The sequence below is a fragment of the Paragemmobacter amnigenus genome (assembly GCF_009908265.2).
GTDB lineage: Bacteria > Pseudomonadota > Alphaproteobacteria > Rhodobacterales > Rhodobacteraceae > Paragemmobacter > Paragemmobacter amnigenus.
In genome coordinates this window covers 136,338-156,077 of sequence record NZ_JAAATX020000006.1, presented here as the reverse complement: position 1 = coordinate 156,077, position 19,740 = coordinate 136,338, and the positions used below count along the sequence as shown (strand labels likewise).

Here is a 19,740-nt window from a genome sequence, read left to right as displayed (position 1 = left end):
GGCGTGCAGGCACGCCGTGAGCCTGCATCGCAGGGCGCGCGATGCAGGCGGGCAAGGGGGCGCACGCGCCCCCTCGGCGCGCGGGGGCGCGCCTTCACCCCCTGTGGGTATTTGGGCCGAGATGAAGGGGCGGGTCAGTCTTCTTGAAAGCGCAGGCAGACGGGGCCGTGACCCGGGTTCGGGGGCCAGAGCGGCGGGCCCTTGCCTGCGCTGGCCGTGGCGCCGGGGGCGAGGTGGAGCCAGATCGTGCCTTTGGGCGTGCGGGTGGAGAGGAGCGTGCCTTGGGGCGCGGCATGGGCGGTGACGGGGCCGGTGATCGGGGCGTCGGCGGCGATGCGGCGGCGGAAGGCGAGGAGCGTGCGGGTGAGGTCCAGTTTGGCGGCCGAGAGGCTGCTTTTCGGTTGGGGGCGGGTGAGGGCTTCGAAATCCACCGGAAGGCGGTTGTCGGGGTCGGTGAGGTGGTATGAGGCGGTTTCGCAGCCCTGATAGATGTCGGGGATGCCCGGCAGGGCGAGTTTCAGGGCGAGCTGGCAGAGGGAGAGGTCTTCGCCCAGACGGATCAGGCGTTTTGCGGGGGCGGGCGGGATGCGCCATGCCGTGGCCAGTGCGCGGGCGGCGGCGAGGATGGGCGCCTCGGCCCCCGGGTCGGGATGGGTGGGGGTGGTGATCTCTTTCGCCTCTCGCAATGCCTTTTCGATGTGGCTGGCGAGGCGTTCGGGCAGGGCGGGGTGGTCGGGCCGTTCGGGCGTGGCGGCGATGGCGAGCCAGCTTTGCGCCACATACCAGCGGATGGCGGCGGGGATGGTGTCGAAGGCGGGCGGGAGGAGCGATAGCAGCGCTAGCAGGGCGTCGGGGTCGTGGGTGGCGGCGAGGAGGCGGGCGCGCGCATCTTCGGCCCGTTTGGTGTCGTGGCTTGAGGTGAGGGTGAGGGAGAGGGGCCATGTGGCGCCGCGCCCGGTGGCCCATGCGGCGAAGTCTGCGGGGGCGATTGGGTCTTCGTCGGGGTCGCTGCCCACTTCGCAGAGGGCGAGCATGGGGGTGTAGCGGAACATCGCGGTGTCTTCGAGGGATTTGGCGGCAAGTGCGCCGGTGATCTGTTGAAAGCGGGTGCGGAAGGCGGTTTCGGCGGGGCTGGCGGGCAGGGTGAGGGCCTGCGTCAGGCGGCGTAGGGTGCGGTCGTCGCGCAGGGTTCTGGCGGCGGTGTCGGCGGTGGACTGGATCAGCCGCAGGTCGGTGGCGGAGGGCGGGCCGTCGTCGAGATAGCTTCGATAGCAGGGGAAGGCGAGGAGGAGGGTGCGGATCGCCTCGCGCAGGGATTCGTCGCCGGTTTCGAGGGCTGGGTCGCCGTCGCGGATGGGGCGGGCGAGGTCGATCAGCGACAGGAATTCGGCGGCGAGTTCGTAGCGCAGGATGTCGAGGCGGGCGGCGGCGTGGAGAGTGGCGAAGGGGGTGGCGGTGTCCGCTTCCCAAGTGCTGCGGAGTTTGGCGAGGCCGTGGGGCGCGGCGAGGAGGCGGGTGATCTGGCGCGTGGCCTCGTACCCCGTGGTGCCCTGGACGGGCCAGTCGGGGAGGGCTTCGTCGCGGGTGAGGATCTTTTCCACCCAGAGGGGCAGGTCGCCCACGGCGGCGCGCAGGCGGGCAAGGTAGGCGGCGGGGTCGGCGAGGCCGTCGATATGGTCGATGCGCAGGCCGTGGATGGTGCCGGAGCGGACGAGGTCCAGGATCAGGGCGTGGGTGTCGTCGAAGACGCCGGGGTCTTCGACGCGCATCCCGATCAGGCCAGTGATGTTGAAGAAGCGGCGGTGGGTGACGCCGTCACGTTCCAGCAGCCAATGGGTGAGGCGCCAGTGTTGCGCGTCGTGGAGGGCGATGAGGTCTTGCGCCGTGGCGGTGCCCGCGTCGCTGTCGGGGGAGAGGGGGATGGCGAGGTCGCGGGCGCAGAGGGCGGGGCCGTCGGGGGTGGTGATGGCGGTGATATCGCCGCGGTCCAGCAGGGTTTCGAAGGGTTCGGGCAGGACGGGCAGGATCAGGCGGCCTGCGGACCAGTCGATGTCGAAATGGCGGGCATGGCGCGCGGCGGGGCCGTGGCGGAGGACGTCGCGCAGCCACGGGTTCGACAGGTGGAAGGCGGTGTGGTTGGGGACGATGTCGAGGATGAGGCCCAGCCCTGCGGCCTGTGCCTGTTGCGACAGGCGGTCGAGGGCGGGGCGGCCGCCGAGGGTGGGGTCGATTTCGGTGGGGTCGGTGATGTCGTAGCCGTGGGTGGAGCCGGGCGTCGCGGTCTGGATCGGCGAGAGGTAGAGGTGCGAGATGCCGAGGGCGGCGAGGCGGGGGATCTGGCGGGCGACGTCGTCCAGCGTGACGCCGTTCCTGAGCTGGATGCGGTAGGTGGCGGTGGGGATCATCTGTCCTGCGGTGCGCTGGGGTCTGGCGGGCAGCCGGGGGTTTCACCCCCGTACCCCCAGAGTATTTGGGCCGAGATGAGGGGGCGGTGGATCAGGCAAGCCAGAGGGCGAAGGAGGGTCCGGTGGTCGGGTCGCCCAAGGCTAAGGCGGGGGTGTCCTTGGGCGGGGTCGCGTCTGGGTCGGGGGCGAAACGCGCCGTGAGGCGGAGGGTTCCGGCGGGAAAACGCCATCCGGCGGCGAGGGTGGCGGGGGCGGTGATCGTGGCGGTGGCCTGCGGTGTGCCGGATTTCACGAGGGGGACGATCCGCGTGGCGCGCAGGTGGAGGAGGGCGGCGGTGAGCGCCTCCCACTCTGCCGCGTCGTCGGGGCGTTGCGGGCGCGAGGCGTGGAAATGCGCGGGGTCGTTCGGGTCGGGCAGGTCGTCGCGGTGCAGGTGCGGGAATTCCTGTGCGCGGCCGTCGCGGATGGAGGCGGCGAGGGCGGGGCCGTGGTCGGAGAAGAAGCGGAAGGGGGTGCGGGTGCCCATCTCCTCGCCCATGAAGAGCAGGGGGATAGGGGGCGTGGCGAGGAGGAGGGCATGCGCCACGCGGGCGCGGGCGGGGTCGGTGAGGGTGAGGAGGCGTTCGCCCTTGGGGCGGTTGCCGATCTGGTCATGGTTCTGGTTGAAGTTGACGAAGGCGGTGGGGGGCAGGTGGGCCGAAGGCTCGCCCCGCGGTCCGGGTTTCGGCGGGCGCGGCTGGCCCTGTTCGACGAAGCCTTCGGTCAGCGAAAGGCGCAGGTCGGTCAGCGGGTCGCGGGCGAAGGAGGCGTAGTAGTCGTGGGATTCGCCCGAAAGCAGGCAGTGGACGGCGTGGTGCCAGTCGTCGTTCCATTCCGCGATGTTCAGCCCCGCCGCGGGGTCGTTGTAGCGGGTGATGTTGCGGTCATCCTCGGTCATCAGGTGGATGGGGCGGTCGAAGCCGTGGTTGCGGATCGTCAGCGCGAGTTCGGTGACGAAGTCGGGGTCGGAGGGATCGTCGATGCCGTCGATGGCGTCGAGGCGCAGCCCGTCGAGCCGGTATTCGGCCAGCCAGTAGAGGGCGTTCTGCATCAGGAAGCGGCGCAGGGGGGCGCGGGTGAAGTCGATCGCCTTGCCCCATGGTGTGTGGCTGTCGGGGTGGAAGACGGGGGCGATGCGCGCAAGGTGGAAGCCGTCGGGGCCGAAGTGGTTGTAGACCACGTCGAGAAAGACCATCAGCCCCAGCGATTGCGCGGTTTCGACGAGGTGTTTGAGGTCGTCTGGCGTGCCATAGGCGGGGTGCGGGGCATAGGGCAGCACGCCGTCATAGCCCCAGCCGTGATGGCCTGCGAATTGCGCCACGGGCATGAGTTCGATGGCGGTGAAGCCGAGGGCGGCGAGGCGGGGGAGTTCGGCTTCGGCCGCGCGGAAGGTGCCTTGGGCGGTGAAGGTGCCGATGTGGAGTTCGTGAAGGACGGTTTCTTCCCATGGGCGGCCGGACCAGCGCGTGGTCCAGCGATAGGCCGTCGGGTCGATCAGGCGCGAGGGGGCGTGGACGTCGCCCGCCTGCGCGCGGGCGGCGGGGTCGGGGATCGTGTGGCCGTCGATGTGAAAGAGGTAGGTCTCGCCCGCCTGAGCGGGGGCTTCGGCGCGCCACATGCCGTCGCCGTAGCGGCGCAGGGGGGTGTGGCGGTCCTCGACGGTGACGGCGACGCTGTCGGCCTGCGGCGCCCAGATGGAGAAGCGCCAGACGCCCCTTCCTACCGGATCGGCCCCCCAGTCGCGCAGGAAGGGGAGGGTTTGGCGGGAGGGGAGGTGCATGGCGTCGTCCGTGTCTTGGTGGAGCGGGATCAACCCGTCACGGCGCGGGGTGTTCCGAAATCGGGGGCCAAGGGGCGGGGCGAAAGGAGGGGGAGGTCCCGGGTCAGGCCCGGGACGGGGTTGTCTTGCCGTCCGCCGCGCCAATGAAAAAGGGGCGGCCCGGAGGCCGCCCGTTCAGGACAGGTCGAGGGAATTCTGTCAGGCCGCGGCGCGGCGGGTGGCCAGCACGCTGGCCATGGTTTCGCCCATGGCGGATGGGTTCGGCGCGATGGTGATGCCGGCGGCGGAGAGGATTTCCACCTTTTCCTGCGCGCTTTCCCCGAAGGCCGAGATGATGGCACCCGCATGGCCCATCTTGCGGCCCTTGGGCGCCGAGAGGCCCGCGATATAGGCCACGACCGGTTTCTTCATGAAGTTGCGGGCGTAGAGGGCGGCTTCGGCCTCTTGCGGGCCGCCGATTTCGCCGATCATCATCACGGCATCGGTTTCGGGGTCGGCCTCGAAGAGTTCGAGGATGTCGCGGAAGCTGCTTCCGTTGACCGGGTCGCCGCCGATGCCGACCGAGGTGGAGACGCCGATGCCCAGCGCCTTCATCTGGGAGGCAGCCTCATAGCCCAGCGTGCCGGAGCGGCCGACGATGCCCACGCGGCCGGGCATATAGATATGGGGCGGCATGATGCCCATGAAGCCCTTGCCGGGCGAGATGATGCCCGCGCAGTTCGGACCGATCAGGCGCATCTTGCGGTCGGAGGGGTAGCGTTTCAGGAAGCGCTTGACCTTCATCATGTCCTGCGACGGGATGCCGTCGGTCACGCAGACGGCGGTCTTGATGCCTGCGTCTGCGGCTTCCATGATCGCGTCGGCCGCGAAGGGCGGGGGTACGAAGACGAGCGAGGCTTCGGCGCCCGTCGCCTCGACCGCTTCCCTCACGGTGTTGAACAGGGGACGGCCCAGCAGGGATTCGCCGCCTTTGCCGGGGGTCACGCCGCCCACGACATTGGTACCATGTTTGATCATGTCTTCGGCGTGGAACTGGCCGATGCGGCCGGACATGCCCTGGACGATGACGCGGGTCTTTTCGGTGATGAGGATTGCCATTGGTCGTTCCCCTTAGGCTGCGAGTTTGTGGCGCGTGGCGACGGCGGCCTTGGCGGCGTCTTCCAGCGTGTCGGCGGTGATGAGCGGCAGGCCCGATGCATCGATGATGCGGCGGCCTTCCTCGACATTGGTTCCGGCAAGGCGGACGACGACGGGCAGGGTCAGGCCAAGTTCCTTGTAGGCCTGCACCACACCTTGCGCGACCCAGTCACAGCGGTTGATGCCCGCGAAGATGTTGACGAGGATCACGCTGACATTACGGTCGGCCAGCACGGTGCGGAAAGCCCGCACTACCCGCTCCGGGCTGGCCCCCCCGCCGATATCGAGGAAGTTTGCAGGCTCCCCCCCGGCGAGTTTGATCATGTCCATCGTGGCCATCGCCAGACCCGCACCGTTGATGATGCAGCCGATGTCGCCATCAAGGCCGACATAGGCGAGGCCGTGGTCGCCCGCCGTGCTTTCGCGCGGGTCTTCCTGGCTCCGGTCGCGGAGTTCCGCGATTTCGGGGCGGCGGAAGAGGGCGTTGGTGTCGAAGGACATCTTGGCGTCGAGCGCGACGAGGTCGCCCGAGCCGGTGATGACGAGCGGGTTGATCTCGACCATCATGGCGTCGAGGTCCCGGTAGGCGCGGTAGCAGGCCTTGAGGATGGTGACCATCTGGGCGATCTGGCCGCCCTTGAGGCCGAGCTGGAAGGCCAGTTCGCGCGCCTGGAATTCGGACAGGCCCACCGCGGGGTCGATCGTCATGCGGCGGAGGCTGTTGGGGTCTTTTTCGGCGAGATCCTCGATCTCCATCCCGCCATGGGCGGAGGCGACGATCATGATGCGTTCGGATTTCCGGTCGAGCACGAAGCCGAGATAGAGTTCCTGCGCGATGTCCGAGGCGCCTTCGACCCAGAGGCGGTAGACGCCCTTGCCGTTGGCATCGGTCTGTTTCGTCACAAGCTGCTTGCCGAAAAGGGTGGCGGCGAATTCCTGCACCTCGGCCTCGGACCGGCAGAGTTTGACGCCGCCTGCGGCACCGCGGCCGCCGGAATGGATCTGCGCCTTGACCACCCAGGCGCTGCCGCCCAGTTCGCGGGCGCGGTAGCCCGCCTGTTCGGGGCTGTAGGCAAGGCCGCCACGCGGGACCGGCACGCCGAAGCGGGCGAGAATCTCTTTGGCCTGATACTCGTGGATGTCCATTTTCTTCCTCCCTTTGGCGGGGACGGGCGGAGCGCCCATCCCGGGTGGGATGGGCCGTTGGCCCACCCCTGCGGTATCACTTGCCGTCGATCGCTTCCGCGATGACGAGGACGTTGCGCGCCATCTTCTCGGACGCGGCGTCGATCATCTTGCCGTCAAGGCTGGCGGCGCCCTTGCCTTGGCTTTCCGCGATCTTCAGTTCCTCGATGATGCGGCGGGCCTTGGTGACCTCGGCATCGGTGGGGCTGAAGACTTCGTTGGCCATGGAGACCTGCGACGGGTGTATCGCCCATTTGCCTTCGCAGCCGAGGGCCGCGGCGCGGCGGGCGCCTTCCTTGTAGCCTTCGGGATCGGAGAAATCGCCGAAGGGGCCGTCGATGGCGCGCAGGCCATAGGCGCGGCAGGCGATGACCATGCGGGAAATGGCGGCGTGCCACTGGTCGCCGGGGTAATGCGGGTTCAGGCCGCCGATATTGGTGGTGCGGGCGCGCATCGAGGCCGCGTAGTCGGCGACGCCGAAATGCAGCGCCTCGAGCCGGCCGCCGAACTGGGCGATGGATTCCACATTGGCCATGCCAAGCGCGGTTTCGATCAGCGCTTCCAGCCCGACGCGGGTGGCGTAGCCCTTGGCCTGTTCGATCTGGTTGATCATCGCTTCGACCATGTAGAGGTCATCGCGCACGCCGACCTTGGGCACCAGCAGCGTGTGAACGCGGCTGCCTGCCTGTTCCATCACGTCGACCACGTCGCGGTACATGTAATGCGTGTCCAGCCCGTTGATGCGGACGGAAACCGTCTTGCCCTTCGCGGCCCAGTCGATGTCGTTCAGGGCCTGGATGCAGTTCTTGCGGGCCTGTTCCTTTTCCGGCGGTGCGACCGCGTCTTCGAGGTCGAGGAAGACGTAGTCGGCGGGGCCGGCGGCGGCCTTGTCGATCATGGTGGGGTTTGACGCCGGGACAGCGAGTTCCGATCGCTGCAGGCGTTGACGCCGCAGCGGGTAAAGCGTGTGGGACATGGTTTCCTCTGGGGTTATTCGGCGGCGATGCGGGCGGCGGTGTTGCGCTGGACGGCGCGGGCGACCGGTTCGGCATAGACGTCCTGCGCGGCGGCGACGCCCGACCCGAAGCGGATCTGCGCCCCGGCGGCGGCCAGCGAGAGTTCCGCGATGGAGATGGCGGTCAGGCACATGCCTTCGTTCAGGTCGCCCAGATGGCCGATGCGGAACACCTTGCCGTTCAGCGGGCCGAGACCCGAGCCGAGCGAGCAGTTGTAGCGGTCATAGGCGATCTTGATGACGTCGCGGGCATCCACGCCCTGCGGGGTGCGGATCGCGGTGACGGTGTCGGAGTAGAGCGAGGGATGTTCCGCCGCCATTTCCAGCCCCCATGCCGCGACTGCGTTGCGCACGCCCGTCGCAAGGCGGCGGTGGCGGGCAAAGGTGTTTTCCGGCCCTTCCTCCAGCATGCGGTCGAGCGACTTGCGCAGGCCGTGCAGCAGTTGGGTGGGCGGGGTGTAGGGGAAGTAGCCGGTATCGTTCATCTTGGCCATGTCGGCGAAGTCGAGGAAGCAGCGGCGCATGGTGTTGGTTTCCGACGCGGCCATGGCTTTCTGCGAGACGCCGATGATGCCCAGACCCGCGGGCAGCATGAAGCCCTTTTGCGTGCCGGTCACGGCAAGGTCGACGCCCCATTCGTCCATGCGGAAGTCGATGCAGGCGATGGAGGAGACGCCGTCCACGAAGAGGAGCGCGTCGTGGAAGCATTCGTCCAGCGCGCGGCGGACGAGGGCGACGTCGGACGTGACGCCGGTGGCGGTTTCGTTATGGGTGACGAAGACGGCCTTGATCTTGCCGTGGCGGTCATTGCCCAGGATGCGGGCGAATTCGTTGACCGGAACGCCCGCGCCCCATGCGAGGTCGACAACTTCGACGTCGAGGCCCAGCTTTTTCGCCATTTCCACCCAGAGATGCGAGAACTGGCCGTGACGGGCCATCAGCACCTTGTCGCCGGGGTTCAGCGTGTTGGTGATCGCCGCTTCCCAGCAGGCGGTGCCGGAACCGGGGAACATCATCACGCGGCCGGTTTCGGTCTTGAAGATGGTCTTGAGGTCGCGGAACAGGCCCATCGTCAGGTTGCCGTAATCCGGCGCGCGGTGGTCCTGCATGGGGACGTTCATCGCCTGACGCACGACCTCGGGCACATTGGTGGGTCCGGGGATGTAGAGATGCTGCGTTCCGGTTTTCATGATGTCCTCCAATTCGTTGGGACAGACATGGCACCGCTTGTAATTTGTGCAAAACGAAAGCGGGTTGTGCTGTAAATGCGAGAATTTACATCGCTTGTAATTTGTAATATTGTAAACACAACGAAACCTGTAATGTGTGCGACGGTATGCAAAAGACATTCATCGGACCGCATCTGCGGCGGCTGCGACTTGAGCGGGGCGAGACACAGGGGGCGATGGCCAAGGCGCTGGGCATCAGCCCGTCCTATGTCAACCTTCTGGAAAACAACGAGAGATCGGTATCGGTGCAGGTTCTGCTGAAGCTGTTCGATGTCTATGGCGTCGACTGGCGCGAGATCGCGGACGAGGATGGCACCAGCCAGTTGGCCGACCTGCGCGCCGTGATGCAGGACCCGCTGTTCAGCGAAACGCGGCCCGACCTGCCGCAGATGCGCGCGGCGCTGGTCCATTCGCCGGGGCTGGTGCAGTCCTTTCTGCGGCTGCACAGCGCCTATCAGGCGGCCACGGACCAGCTTTTGTCACTGACCGAGGGCGAGGCGCCGCAGATCGTGGCGACGCCGGAATCGGCGGTGCACAACGAATTCCGCAAGCACCGGAATCACTTCCGCGAGCTGGAAGAGGCGGCGGAGGGGTTCTGGAGCGGGTCGGCGGTCGAGCCGGACGAGGTCTATGTCGCGCTGAAGCGGCGGCTGCGGGGGCGCGTGGGCGTGACCGTGCGGCTGGTCAGGGTCGAGGACCTGCCCGGCACGCTGCGCCAGTATGACGAGGCACGGCGCGAGATCCTGCTGTCCGAGGCGCTGGACCACACCAACCGCATCTTCCAGCTGGTGCATATGTGCGGCCTGCTGGAGAAGCGGGGGCTGCTGGACAGTCTGGTGGCGCGGTCGGGGATCACCGATCCGCGCGGGGTGGCGCGGTTGCGGGTGGAGCTGGCGAACTATTTCGCCGCCGCCGTCCTGATGCCCTATGAGGCGTTTCTGGCCGAGGCGCGGGCGACGAAATACGACCTCGACCATATCGCGACACGCTTCGGCGTCAGTTTCGAACAGGCCTGCCACCGCGCGACGACGATGCAGCGCGAGGGGGCGCAGGGGGTGCCGTTCTTCTTTCTACGGATCGACAAGGGCGGGAACGTCACCAAGCGGTTCAATGCGACGGGGTTCCATCTGGCCGAACATGGCGGGGCCTGTCCGCGGCTGGATGTGCATACGTCCTTCCGCACGCCGGGGCGGATCGTGCCGCAATTCGTCGAGATGCCGGACCGGTCGCAGTTCTTTGTCTTTTCGCGCACGGTGGACCGCCCGACTTGGGCCCGCCACGCGCAGGACAACCGGCTGGCCGTGGCGATGGGCTGCGCGATCGAGCATGCGCCCGAAATCGGCTATGCCGAGGCGTTCTCGGTCGCGGGGGCGCGGATGACGCAGGTGGGCATCAACTGCCGCATCTGCCCGCGCGCCAATTGCGACCAGCGCGCGCATCAGGCGGTGGTGCTGTCGCAGCCCGTCGACGAAAAGCGGCGGGGGGCGACGCGGTTCGAGGTCTAGTGTCGGGTTTCAGACGGCCACGAACCCGCCGCGCGCGGGGTCGAACTGTTCCAGACCGCCTTCGCCCGTATCCGTCCAGAGCCCGTGCAGGGTGAGCCTGTCATCCTCGACCGCGGCGCGGACGAAGGGGAAGGTCATCAGGTTTTCGAGGCTGGTCAGCACCGCCTGCTTTTCCAGCGCGCGCAGGAAATCGTCGGGTGCCTGTGCCTTCACCTTGTCGAAGCCGGGGCGCAGGATGTCCATCCAGCGGCCGACGAAGGAGGATTTCTCCAGCAGGGCGGGGGCATGACCCGAGCACATGTCGTGGCAGCCCTTGACGCCGCCGCAGTTGGAATGGCCCAGCACCACGATATGCGCGACGCCCAGCGAGGTGACGGCATATTCCACCGCCGCCGAGGTGCCGTGATATTCGCCGTCGGGGTTATAGGGCGGGACGAGGTTGGCGATGTTGCGGTGGATGAAGAACTCGCCCTCGTCCGCGCCGAAGATCGAGGTGACGTGCACGCGGCTGTCACAGCAGGAGATGACCATGGCGCGGGGGTGCTGCCCGCTTTCGGCGAGGCGGCGGTACCAGGCCTTGTTGTCCTGATAGGTGGTGGCGCGCCAGCCGTGGAAGCGGCTGATGAGATAGGCGGGAAGGGGCCGGGCTTGCTGCATCGGGCATCCTGCAAAGGTCGTCGCGGCCTTACTAGGGCGAAGTATAGGAAAATTCGAGTGTTTAATTCCGACTGCGGCAACCTTTCGTTCAGTGGCACGGATCATGCTTTCGACCGGGTGTGTCGGAATTCCGGGGGATGCGATGTCGGCCAGCGTTGTGATGCTGCGCCCGCAGGAGCGGGTGGATGAGGATGAGGGGGCGATCATGGCGATCTTTGACCGGCTTGGCCCCGATCCGGGGAAGAAACTGGTGTCGCGGGCTGTGGGCGAGCTTGCGCTGGCCGTCACGGTGATGGGCGCGCAGGTGGAGCGGCACGAGGTGGCGGGTCTGCCGCGCGGTCTGCGGCGGATGCAGGCCATGGCGGCGGGGCTGGGCATGGTCAGTCTGGCACAGGTGGCCGAGGATGCACGGACCGCGCTGGTGGGGGGCGATGCGACGGCCTTTGCCGCCGTCTGGGCGCGGCTGGTGCGGGTGGCGGAGCGGTCGCTCGTCGGGGTCTGATCGGGGGGCTGAGGGGCCTTGCAGGGGGCGCGGGGCGCTGTAGGGTCGGGCAAAGGATTGCCCTGACCGGAAGTGCCCCATGACAGACATCACCCTGCCGTTCCTGACGCCGGAATTTGCCGAGGCGGGTGCGCCGTCGCTGCCCCTGCATGTGGTGACGCCCGAAGGGTTGGAGGCGGCCAAGGCCGCGCTGGGCGCGGAGGCGTCGGGCTGGCTGGAGGCGACGGGGTTCAAGGCTGATGCGGGCGAGTTGCGCCTGCTGCCCGATGCGGGCGGCGGCGTGGTGGGGGCCGTGGTCGGCAAGGGGACCGAGCGGGCGCGGCGGCGGCTGCGCTTTGGCTTGGCCAAGGCGGTGGCGGGTCTGCCTGCGGGCGTGTGGCGGCTGGAGGGCGATCTGACGGCGGCGGAACGGGCCGAGGCGGCGTTGGGCTGGCTGTTCACGCAATACCGCTTCACCCGCTACAAGGCGGGCAAGGAGCGGGGCGGGGCGCGGCTGGTCTGTCCGGACGGGGTGGATGCGGGGCGGATGCTCGCCATGGCGCGGGGCGAGTTCCTGACGCGCGACCTGATCAACACGCCCGCGCAGGACATGGGGCCGGAAGAGCTGGAGTCGGCCTTCATGGCGCTGGCGGCGCGGTTCGGGGCGCGGACGGCGGCGGTGCGGGGGGATGACCTGCTGGCACAGGGCTTTCCCATGGTCCATGCGGTGGGCCGCGCCAGCCCGCGCGCGCCGCGCATCATGGAAATGCGCTGGGGCGAGGCGGGGCCTGCGGTCACGCTGGTGGGCAAGGGGGTGTGTTTCGACACGGGCGGGCTGAACCTGAAGCCGTCGTCGGGGATGAACCTGATGAAGAAGGACATGGGCGGGGCGGCCACCGTCCTTGGCCTTGCGCAGATGGTGATGGAGGCGGGGCTGCCGGTGCGGCTGCGCGTCATCGTGCCGGCGGTGGAAAATGTGGTGGCGGGCAATGCGCTGAAGCCGAAGGATATTTTGACCAGCCGCAAGGGGCTGACGGTGGAGGTGAACGATACCGATGCCGAGGGGCGGCTGATCCTTGGCGATGCGCTGGCCTGGGCGGGGGAGGAGCCCTGCGATCTCATGGTGTCGATGGCGACGCTGACGGGGGCGGCGCGGGTGGCGGTGGGGCCGGACCTTGCGCCCTATTACACCGACGATGCGGGTGTGGCGGCGGCGCTGGAGGCGGGCGCGGTGGCGGGGTTCGATCCGGTGTGGCGGATGCCCTTCCATGACGCCTATGAACCGGTGATCGAACCGGGGATCGCCGATCTGGACAATGCGCCGGGTTTCGGCTTCGCGGGGTCGATCACGGCGGCGCTGTTCCTGCGGCGCTTTGCCGACCATCCGCGCTATGTGCATTTCGACATCTATGGCCACACGCCCACCGAGGCGCCGGGGCGGCCCAAGGGCGGGGTCGGGCAGGGGGCGCGGGCGCTGTTCCTTGGCCTGCCCGCGATGCTGGGGCTGTGATGGACCGCAGGCTGACACCGTTTTCGGGGCGTGTCGCGCTGGAGTGCCTGCGCGGGGCGGTGGAGGCGGAGTTCGTGTCGGGCGAGGCGGGGGCGGTCGCGGTGGCGCTGGCCGATCTCTGCGCCACGCCCGATGGCGCGCGGGACCGGCAGGTTGTGCTGGGCGAGCCGCTGGTGGTGGTGGAGCGGCGGGACGGGCATTGCTTCGTGCAGATGGGCAAGGACGGCTATTGCGGCTGGCTGGCGGCGGGGGCGGCGGGGCCTGCGGTTGCCGCGACGCATCGGGTGGCGGCAGGGGCCACGCATCTGTACCCCGAGGCACGGGTGCAGGCGCGCGAGGTGATGGCGCTGCCCTTCGGCGCGCGGCTGGCGGTGGCGGAGAGTGACGGGAAATGGGCGCGGGTGGCGGGCGGTTTTGTCCCCGCGATGCATCTGCGCGCGCTGGGCGATGCAGAGGGCGATCCGGTGGCGGTGGCCGAGCGGTTTCTGGGTTCGCCCTATCTGTGGGGTGGCAACAGCCGCGACGGGATCGACTGTTCGGGTCTGGTGCAGGGGGCGCTGCTGGCCTGCGGGCGGGACTGTCCGGGGGACAGCGACCAGCAGGCGCGCATCGGGGAGGAAGTGCCGGAGGGCGCGGCGCTGCGGCGGGGGGACCTCTTGTTCTGGAAGGGGCATGTGGCGATGGTGGTGGATGGCGCGACCATCCTTCACGCCAATGGTCACAGCATGGATGTGCGGCACGAGGGGATGGCGGAGGCCATCGCGCGGATCGCGGAGCAGGGGGGCGGGCCGGTGACGGCGCGGCGGCGGGTGTGAGCGGGGGCGCGGAAATCCGGCGCGGGCGCAAGTTCGGGCAGGTGCTGGCCGGTGCGCGCGACATCTTCCTCCGCGACGGGTTCGAAGGCGCATCGGTGGACGACATCGCCCGTGCGGCGGGGGTCAGCAAGGCCACGCTTTACAGCTATTTCCCCGACAAGCGGCTGCTTTTCATGGAAGTGGCGCGCGCCGAATGCCTGCGCGCGGCGGATGAGGCAGAGGCGCTGATCGACGACGATGCGGCGGTGGCGGATGTGCTGCGGCTGGCCGGAGAACGGATCGTGGCCTTTGCCCAGTCGGATTTCGGGCAGCGCATGTTCCGCATGTGCGTGGCCGAGGCGGACCGGTTTCCGGCGCTGGGGGCGGCCTTCTATGACAGCGGGCCGAAGCTGATCCGCGAGCGGCTGACGCGCTATCTGGCCAAGGCGGTGGAGCGGGGGGAGCTGCGGATCGAGGATCTGGATCTGGCGGCGGACCAGTTCGCGCAGCTGTGCAAGGCGAATCTGCATGACCGCGCCGTGTTCGGGCAGGGCGTGGCAACCCCGCGCGATGTGGCGCGGGTGGTGGGGGGTGCGGTGGCGATGTTCATGGCGCGCTACGGCGTCTGAGGGGCAAGATTTTTCTGCGAAAAATCTTGTGGCGATCCTTCTGGCGAAGGATCGGGGCGGGACGGTGGGGGCGATTGTTCGCAGAACAATCGGGGCAAAATCCTTCGCAGGAAGGATTTTGCGGTCAGCCGTTCTCGCGCAGGATGGAGCCTGCCAGATAGAGCGATCCGCAGATGAGGACGCGGGCCTGCGGGTCTTTGGCGGCGATGGTGGCGAGTGCCCCTGCCACGCTGTCTGCCGTGGTGGCGTCGATGCCCGCGCTCTGGGCGGCGTCGCGGGTGGCCTCTGCCGGCAGGGTGTTCTTTTCGCCCGGGATCGACACGGCATGGAGCTGCGTGACCTGCGGGGCGAGGGGGCGCATGTAGCCCGTCACGTCCTTGGTGTTCAGCATGCCGCAGATCAGATGCGTCTGCCGCGCGGGCATGCGGGCAAGCGTTGACGCCACCGCCTCGCCCCCTGCGGGGTTGTGGCCGCCGTCGAGCCAGAGTTCCACCTGCGGCGCCATGTCGACCAGCGGACCACGGCGCAGGCGCTGCATCCGGGCGGGCCATTCGGCGCGGGTGACGGCGGCTTCGCAGGCCGCCTCGTCATGGCCCAGATGGCGCAGCGCGGTGAGGGCGGCGCCCGCGTTCTGGATCTGGTGGGGGCCCGGAAGGTTGGGCAGGGGCAGGTCCAGCAGGCCATGCTCGTCCTGATAGATCAGGCGACCGCGTTCCTCCCATACCTGCCAGTGCTGGCCGTGGGCGAGGAGGGGCGCGCCGAGGCGGGCGGCGGTCGCCTCGATCACCGCCAGCCCGTCGGGATGCTGGGGGCCGACGATGACGGGGATGCCGCGCTTGATGATGCCCGCCTTTTCGCCCGCGATCTTGGCGATGGTGTCGCCGAGGAAGGCTTCGTGGTCCATCGAGACCGGGGTGATGATCGACAGGCGGGGCGTGATGACGTTGGTGGCGTCGAGCCGCCCGCCGAGGCCCACTTCCAAGAGCGTCCAGTCCGCGGAGGTGCGGGCAAAGGCGAGGAAGGCGGCGCAGGTGGTGATTTCGAAGAAGGTGATCTCGTCCGGCCCGTTCCGTTCCACGCATTCGTCCAGCAGCGCGGCGAGGGCGGGTTCCCCGATCAACTCGCCCGCAAGGCGGATGCGTTCGTGGAAGCGGGCAAGGTGGGGCGAGGTATAGGCGTGGACGCGCTGTCCTGCCGCCTCAAGCCCCGCGCGGATCATGGCCTGCGTCGATCCCTTGCCGTTGGTGCCCGCAAGGTGGATGGCGGGCGGGATGGCGCGTTCGGGGTTGCCCAGCAGGCCCAGCAGCCGGTGCACGCGGTCAAGTGTCAGGTCGATGACCTTGGGGTGCAGGGTCATCATCCGTTCGAGGATGGCGTCGGAGGGAAGCGTGGTCACGGGATCAGGCTTCGGCGGGTTGGGCGGTCAGCTCGCCGCGGATGGCGGGGGGCTGGTTCGTGAGCATGCGGATGATGGTCACCAGTTCCTCGCGCAGGGCCTTGCGGTGGGTGACGCGGTCCAGCATCCCGTGGTCGAGCAGGTATTCCGCGCGCTGGAACCCTTCGGGCAGTTTTTCGCGGATGGTCTGTTCGATGACGCGGGGACCGGCGAAGCAGATGAGCGCGTTGGGTTCGGCGATCTGCACATCCCCCAGCATGGCGTAGGAGGCCGTGACGCCGCCCGTGGTGGGGTGGGTCAGCACGACGATATAGGGCAGGTTCGCCTCGCGCAGCATCTGCACGGCGACGGTGGTGCGGGGCATCTGCATCAGCGACAGGATGCCTTCCTGCATCCGCGCGCCACCGGCGGCAGAGAAGAGGACGAGCGGACGCTTCATCTTCACCGCGCGGTCGGCGGCGGCGAGGATGGCGTTGCCGACATACATGCCCATGGAGCCCGCCATGAAGGAGAAGTCCTGCGCGACGGCGACGATCGGGGTCTTGGCGATCTCGCCCTCGGCCACCAGCATCGCCTCTTTCTCGCCCGTCGCTTTCTGCGCGGCCTTCAGGCGGTCGGGGTATTTCTTCTGGTCGCGGAAATGCAGCGGGTCGGTAACGGGTTCGGGAACCTTCACCTCGGTGAAGATGCCGCCGTCGAAGAGGGCGGTGAAGCGGTCGCGCGGGCTGATGGCCATGTGATGGTCGCAGGAGGTGCAGACGTTCAGGTTGGCGGCCAGTTCGCGGTGGAAGAGCATGGTCCCGCATTCGGGGCACTTCGTCCACAGGTTCTCGGGCACTTCCCTGCGGGAGAAGAGCGAGTTGATCTTGGGGCGGACGTAGTTGGAGATCCAGTTCATGCGGGGTTTGCCCTTGTTCGGCTCCGTCGGTTGGGGGGCAGAGATAAGGCGGGGGGGCGGGAAATGCAATCGGGCAGGCTGTGGCGGGGGAGGCAGGCGCGGGTGGGGGCGGTTCAGGTCGTTGGGATGGCGTAGAGGATGAAGGGGGTGCGGGGGCGGTAGGTGTCGTAGAGCTGCCGCGCGGTCGTGTTGTCCTCGGCCGTGAGCCAGCGGACATTGGGCAGGCCGCGCTGCTTGGCAAAGGCGAGGACGTGGTCGATCAGGGCGCGGCCGATGCCCTGACCGCGAGCGTCGGGCGTGGTGAAGAGGTCGGAGAGGTAGCAGACCATCGACCCGCCGAGGGAGCGGTGCATGAGCTGATACTGCACGAGGCCGAGGGGGCGCCCGTCGGGAGAGAGGGCGAGGTCGCACCAGAAGGGGTTTTCGGGATCGTGGATCCAGCCCCAGACGGTGTCGAGTGTCTGGGGCGTGAGGGGGGTGTTGTAGAAGGCGGCATAGGCTTCGAAGAGCGGCTGCCAGAGGGCGCGGTCGTCGAGGGTGGCGGGGCGGATCAGGTGGGGCATGGTCAGACCGTGAAGCTGTGCGCGGGCAGGCGCATGAGGAGGTTGGCGTCGGGGCTGATGTCGGACCAGACATCGCGCAGGCTGGCATGGCCCACGCCGAAGAAATTGCCCGAGGTGGCCAGAAGGTCGGTGACGATCTGGAAATGGATATGCGCGGCCCAGCCGCCGTTTTCGGGCCAGTCGCCCAGATGGGCGATGGTCTGGCCGGCCTCGATGCGTCCGGTCGGGTGCAGGTCGGGCAGGCTGGCGGCGAGGTGGCCGTAGAGGGTGAAGAAGCGCATCCCGTCGAGGTCGTGTTCGAGGATCAGCGTGTTACCGTAATCCAGCGGGTCGGCATTGTAGGTCAGGTGCCGGACGCGGCCCGCAAGCGGGGCGTGGACGGGGGTTCCGACGGGGGCAAAGACGTCGATGCCAAGGTGGATGGTGCGCCGTTCGGGGCTGGCGGCATCGGCGAATTGCGGGGTGGCGTAGACCGTCCGGTTCTCGCCATAGAGGCCGAGGCCGTAGCGGATGCCGCGGGCGCGGTGGGCGTCGAACCATGCGTCGAAGGTGCGGTCCGAGAAGGCGGGCATGTCGGGGCGTTCGCCGGTGGTGGGCAGCGCCATGGTCGCGCCCTCTGCGGGATCGGGCAGGAAGAGGGGGTGGGCGGGCAGGGTGGCGAGGCGGGCGCGCAGCGCGGCGGAACCTGCCACCGCCTCGCCCGTTGCGGCCTTGCGCGCGATGGCGGCCAGAAGCCCCGCATCCACGGCGCCGAGGCGCGCGGCGGTGGGTGCGTCGCAGGCGGCGATCAGGTCGGGGATGGCGGGGGCGGTGCCGGTTCCGGCAATGGCGGCGCGGAGGGCGGCGTAGAGGTCGGGCTGCCCGTTCAGGCGGGCGGCAAGGCGGGTGGTGTCGGTCATCGGTGTCTCCCTGTTGGCGGAATGAAGCGGGTCGGCGGGGCGGATGCAAGCGGTGCGTCACGGTTGTGGACGCGGGCGGGGTCGGGGCGTTATGCAGGGGTCAACCGCCGCGGGAAAAGCGGCGTCGGGGAGGCCGGAGTGGCAAGGTTGACAGGTGTGCTCGCGCTGGTGGCGCTTGGGTTGCTGGGCGGATGCGTGGCGCCGGGGGGCGGCATCCGGCAGGTGGCCTTGCTTGACGGGGCGGTGACGGCGGCGGCGCCGTCCGGCTATTGCATCGCCGAAGGGGCGGGGCAGAGGGGCGCGGACAATGCGGTGGTGCTGATGGGGCGCTGTTCGGCGGGCAGCGGGGCCGAGCCTGCGGTGATCACGCTGTCGGTGGGGGCTGCGGGGTCGGGCGGGGCCATGTCGGACGGGGGCGCGGCGCTGGCGGCGTATTTCCAGTCGCAGGACGGGCTGGCGGCGTTGAGCCGGTCGGGCAGGGCGGGGGACGTGCGGCTTTTGTCGGCGGCGAGCAGCGGGGGCACCTTCGTGCTGCATGTGGCGGACCGCGAGGCGGGGGAATACTGGCGCGCGATCCGGCCCCTGCGCGGGCGGCTGGCGACGGTGTCGGTCAGCGGGGCAGAGGGCGCGCCGATCAGTGTGACCGAGGGGCGCGCGCTGCTGGACGCGGCGGTGGCCGCGCTGGTGGCGGCGAACCGCGAGGCGGGGGCGCCGTCGATCTGAACCCGCCGCGCGGGGATGAATTCGCGGGACTGCAGGCAAATTGGCGGTGGCGCGGCGGGCGTTTTGCGGCATAAACAGCCACAGCGTGCCGGTGCGGCGCGCAGGTGCGGGGCGCGTGTGAAGTTGGGCAGGCTGGACAACGTTTTTGACAGGGTGCTTCAGCGGCGGGTGCTGCGGCACTGGGAGGAACGGGCCGAGGGCGCGGCGGCGGCGGACCTTGCCACGCTGCGGGGCTGGCGTGCCAAGGCGCGGGCGCTGCGGCGGCAGATCGACCGCGTGATCCACGAGGCGGAATACCGTCTGGCGCTGCCGGTGATCGGGTCGAATTCGATCCGCCGCCCGCTGGGCACGGACTGGGCCTGGCGGCCGGAGCTGTGGCGCGGGCCGATGCCGGTGCCGGGGATGGCGTCGGTGCCGAACCGGTCGACCTTCGGCGAGGGGGCGACGCTGTTCCATGACTGCCGGCTGAGCGAGCTGACCGTACGGCAGATCCGCAACGAGCGGGCGGGCGATGTGGCCCCCTTCGGTTTCCGGATGGATGTGTTCCGCTTTGACGGGTCGTTCCTGTCGCTGGTGATCGACCTGCCGGAAGAGGCGGCGCGGGGGTTGAAGCTGCGCCATCTGGTGCGGCTGGACATGATCGTGGAGCTGGAGAAGCCGCTGGAGATCTTTGCGCGGCTGAACGTGAAGCACGGGCCGAATACGGAACAGATCGTGCTGGAAGTGCCGCTGGGGGCCGAGGAGGTCATGGTGGAATTCGACCTGACCTATACCAAGATCAACGAGAAGCGGATCGAAAAGCTGTGGATCGACCTGATCTTCGAGGGGCCGGAGATGAACCAGATCATCCTGCGCGACGTGACGGTCAGCCGCCGCCCGCGGGCGGAACTGTGAA

18 protein-coding genes are annotated in these 19,740 nt (G+C 68.8%); 7 read left to right on the top strand and 11 right to left on the bottom strand.

Annotated features, from left to right (window positions below; translation table 11 throughout):
• Nucleotides 1-134: 134 nt before the first annotated feature.
• The 6 genes from treY to GU927_RS09995 all read right to left on the bottom strand — a co-directional run bounded on the left by treY (nt 135) and on the right by GU927_RS09995 (nt 8,751).
• Complete coding sequence (gene treY, locus GU927_RS10025; RefSeq protein WP_161762299.1) at nt 135-2,405, bottom strand: malto-oligosyltrehalose synthase; 2,271 nt, start codon at nt 2,403-2,405, stop codon at nt 135-137.
• Between the two features lie 91 nt (nt 2,406-2,496).
• Complete coding sequence (treZ, locus tag GU927_RS10015) at nt 2,497-4,224, bottom strand: malto-oligosyltrehalose trehalohydrolase (protein ID WP_161762298.1); 1,728 nt, start codon at nt 4,222-4,224, stop codon at nt 2,497-2,499.
• A 198-nt stretch (nt 4,225-4,422) separates the two neighbouring features.
• A complete protein-coding gene (gene sucD / locus GU927_RS10010; protein ID WP_161762297.1) occupies nt 4,423-5,322 on the bottom strand; it encodes a succinate--CoA ligase subunit alpha in 900 nt (299 codons plus the stop codon).
• 12 nt (nt 5,323-5,334) lie between these two features.
• On the bottom strand, nt 5,335-6,507 hold the full coding sequence (locus GU927_RS10005; protein WP_161762296.1) for a malate--CoA ligase subunit beta: 1,173 nt from the start codon (nt 6,505-6,507) through the stop codon (nt 5,335-5,337).
• 76 nt (nt 6,508-6,583) lie between these two features.
• A complete protein-coding gene (locus tag GU927_RS10000) occupies nt 6,584-7,522 on the bottom strand; it encodes an HpcH/HpaI aldolase/citrate lyase family protein (RefSeq protein ID WP_161762295.1) in 939 nt (312 codons plus the stop codon).
• 14 nt (nt 7,523-7,536) lie between these two features.
• A complete protein-coding gene (locus GU927_RS09995) occupies nt 7,537-8,751 on the bottom strand; it encodes a pyridoxal-phosphate-dependent aminotransferase family protein (protein WP_161762294.1) in 1,215 nt (404 codons plus the stop codon).
• 146 nt (nt 8,752-8,897) lie between these two features.
• Between GU927_RS09995 and GU927_RS09990 the strand changes: the two genes are divergently transcribed.
• Entirely contained in the window at nt 8,898-10,295 is a 1,398-nt protein-coding gene (locus tag GU927_RS09990) for a helix-turn-helix domain-containing protein (RefSeq protein ID WP_161762293.1), read from the top strand.
• Between the two features lie 9 nt (nt 10,296-10,304).
• Here GU927_RS09990 and GU927_RS09985 read toward each other — a convergent pair whose 3' ends face one another.
• Nucleotides 10,305-10,952 carry a carbonic anhydrase gene (locus tag GU927_RS09985; protein WP_161762292.1) on the bottom strand — a complete coding sequence of 216 codons (648 nt, stop codon included), beginning with the start codon at nt 10,950-10,952 and terminating at the stop codon, nt 10,305-10,307.
• A 142-nt stretch (nt 10,953-11,094) separates the two neighbouring features.
• On the opposite strand from GU927_RS09985, the gene GU927_RS09980 reads away from it, so the two are divergent.
• From GU927_RS09980 to GU927_RS09965, 4 genes are all read left to right on the top strand, one after another.
• A complete protein-coding gene (locus tag GU927_RS09980; RefSeq protein ID WP_232489180.1) occupies nt 11,095-11,454 on the top strand; it encodes a hypothetical protein in 360 nt (119 codons plus the stop codon).
• Nucleotides 11,455-11,557: 103 nt separating this feature from the next.
• Nucleotides 11,558-12,943, top strand: coding sequence for a leucyl aminopeptidase family protein (locus GU927_RS09975; RefSeq protein ID WP_161762435.1), 1,386 nt, complete (start codon nt 11,558-11,560; stop codon nt 12,941-12,943).
• Complete coding sequence (locus tag GU927_RS09970; protein ID WP_161762291.1) at nt 12,943-13,758, top strand: C40 family peptidase; 816 nt, start codon at nt 12,943-12,945, stop codon at nt 13,756-13,758. Before GU927_RS09975 ends, GU927_RS09970 begins: the two co-directional genes overlap by 1 nt.
• Nucleotides 13,755-14,366 (top strand): TetR/AcrR family transcriptional regulator, encoded by a 612-nt coding sequence (locus GU927_RS09965; protein WP_161762290.1) that lies wholly within the window; start codon nt 13,755-13,757, stop codon nt 14,364-14,366. Before GU927_RS09970 ends, GU927_RS09965 begins: the two co-directional genes overlap by 4 nt.
• A gap of 124 nt (nt 14,367-14,490) precedes the next feature.
• On the opposite strand, the gene GU927_RS09960 is transcribed toward GU927_RS09965, so the two are convergent.
• From GU927_RS09960 to GU927_RS09945, 4 genes are all read right to left on the bottom strand, one after another.
• Nucleotides 14,491-15,726: a bifunctional folylpolyglutamate synthase/dihydrofolate synthase gene (locus GU927_RS09960; RefSeq protein WP_161762434.1), complete on the bottom strand. Its 1,236-nt coding sequence runs from the start codon at nt 15,724-15,726 to the stop codon at nt 14,491-14,493.
• A gap of 40 nt (nt 15,727-15,766) precedes the next feature.
• Nucleotides 15,767-16,660, bottom strand: coding sequence for an acetyl-CoA carboxylase, carboxyltransferase subunit beta (gene accD, locus GU927_RS09955; RefSeq protein WP_161762289.1), 894 nt, complete (start codon nt 16,658-16,660; stop codon nt 15,767-15,769).
• A gap of 113 nt (nt 16,661-16,773) precedes the next feature.
• Complete coding sequence (locus GU927_RS09950) at nt 16,774-17,223, bottom strand: GNAT family N-acetyltransferase (RefSeq protein WP_161762288.1); 450 nt, start codon at nt 17,221-17,223, stop codon at nt 16,774-16,776.
• Between the two features lie 2 nt (nt 17,224-17,225).
• Nucleotides 17,226-18,122 (bottom strand): peptidoglycan DD-metalloendopeptidase family protein, encoded by an 897-nt coding sequence (locus tag GU927_RS09945; RefSeq protein ID WP_161762287.1) that lies wholly within the window; start codon nt 18,120-18,122, stop codon nt 17,226-17,228.
• Nucleotides 18,123-18,269: 147 nt separating this feature from the next.
• Between GU927_RS09945 and GU927_RS09940 the strand changes: the two genes are divergently transcribed.
• Complete coding sequence (locus GU927_RS09940; RefSeq protein WP_161762286.1) at nt 18,270-18,845, top strand: cation transport ATPase; 576 nt, start codon at nt 18,270-18,272, stop codon at nt 18,843-18,845.
• 132 nt (nt 18,846-18,977) lie between these two features.
• Entirely contained in the window at nt 18,978-19,739 is a 762-nt protein-coding gene (locus tag GU927_RS09935) for a DUF6478 family protein (RefSeq protein WP_394357670.1), read from the top strand.
• Nucleotide 19,740 lies beyond the last annotated feature (1 nt).

Coding starts and splice junctions, on each gene's coding strand:
- treY (WP_161762299.1), bottom strand. CDS start 2,405: ATGATCCCCACCGCCACCTACCGCATCCAGCTCAGGAACGGCGTCACG.
- treZ (WP_161762298.1), bottom strand. CDS start 4,224: ATGCACCTCCCCTCCCGCCAAACCCTCCCCTTCCTGCGCGACTGGGGG.
- sucD (WP_161762297.1), bottom strand. CDS start 5,322: ATGGCAATCCTCATCACCGAAAAGACCCGCGTCATCGTCCAGGGCATG.
- GU927_RS10005 (WP_161762296.1), bottom strand. CDS start 6,507: ATGGACATCCACGAGTATCAGGCCAAAGAGATTCTCGCCCGCTTCGGC.
- GU927_RS10000 (WP_161762295.1), bottom strand. CDS start 7,522: ATGTCCCACACGCTTTACCCGCTGCGGCGTCAACGCCTGCAGCGATCG.
- GU927_RS09995 (WP_161762294.1), bottom strand. CDS start 8,751: ATGAAAACCGGAACGCAGCATCTCTACATCCCCGGACCCACCAATGTG.
- GU927_RS09990 (WP_161762293.1), top strand. CDS start 8,898: ATGCAAAAGACATTCATCGGACCGCATCTGCGGCGGCTGCGACTTGAG.
- GU927_RS09985 (WP_161762292.1), bottom strand. CDS start 10,952: ATGCAGCAAGCCCGGCCCCTTCCCGCCTATCTCATCAGCCGCTTCCAC.
- GU927_RS09980 (WP_232489180.1), top strand. CDS start 11,095: ATGTCGGCCAGCGTTGTGATGCTGCGCCCGCAGGAGCGGGTGGATGAG.
- GU927_RS09970 (WP_161762291.1), top strand. CDS start 12,943: ATGGACCGCAGGCTGACACCGTTTTCGGGGCGTGTCGCGCTGGAGTGC.
- GU927_RS09960 (WP_161762434.1), bottom strand. CDS start 15,726: ATGATGACCCTGCACCCCAAGGTCATCGACCTGACACTTGACCGCGTG.
- accD (WP_161762289.1), bottom strand. CDS start 16,660: ATGAACTGGATCTCCAACTACGTCCGCCCCAAGATCAACTCGCTCTTC.
- GU927_RS09950 (WP_161762288.1), bottom strand. CDS start 17,223: ATGCCCCACCTGATCCGCCCCGCCACCCTCGACGACCGCGCCCTCTGG.
- GU927_RS09945 (WP_161762287.1), bottom strand. CDS start 18,122: ATGACCGACACCACCCGCCTTGCCGCCCGCCTGAACGGGCAGCCCGAC.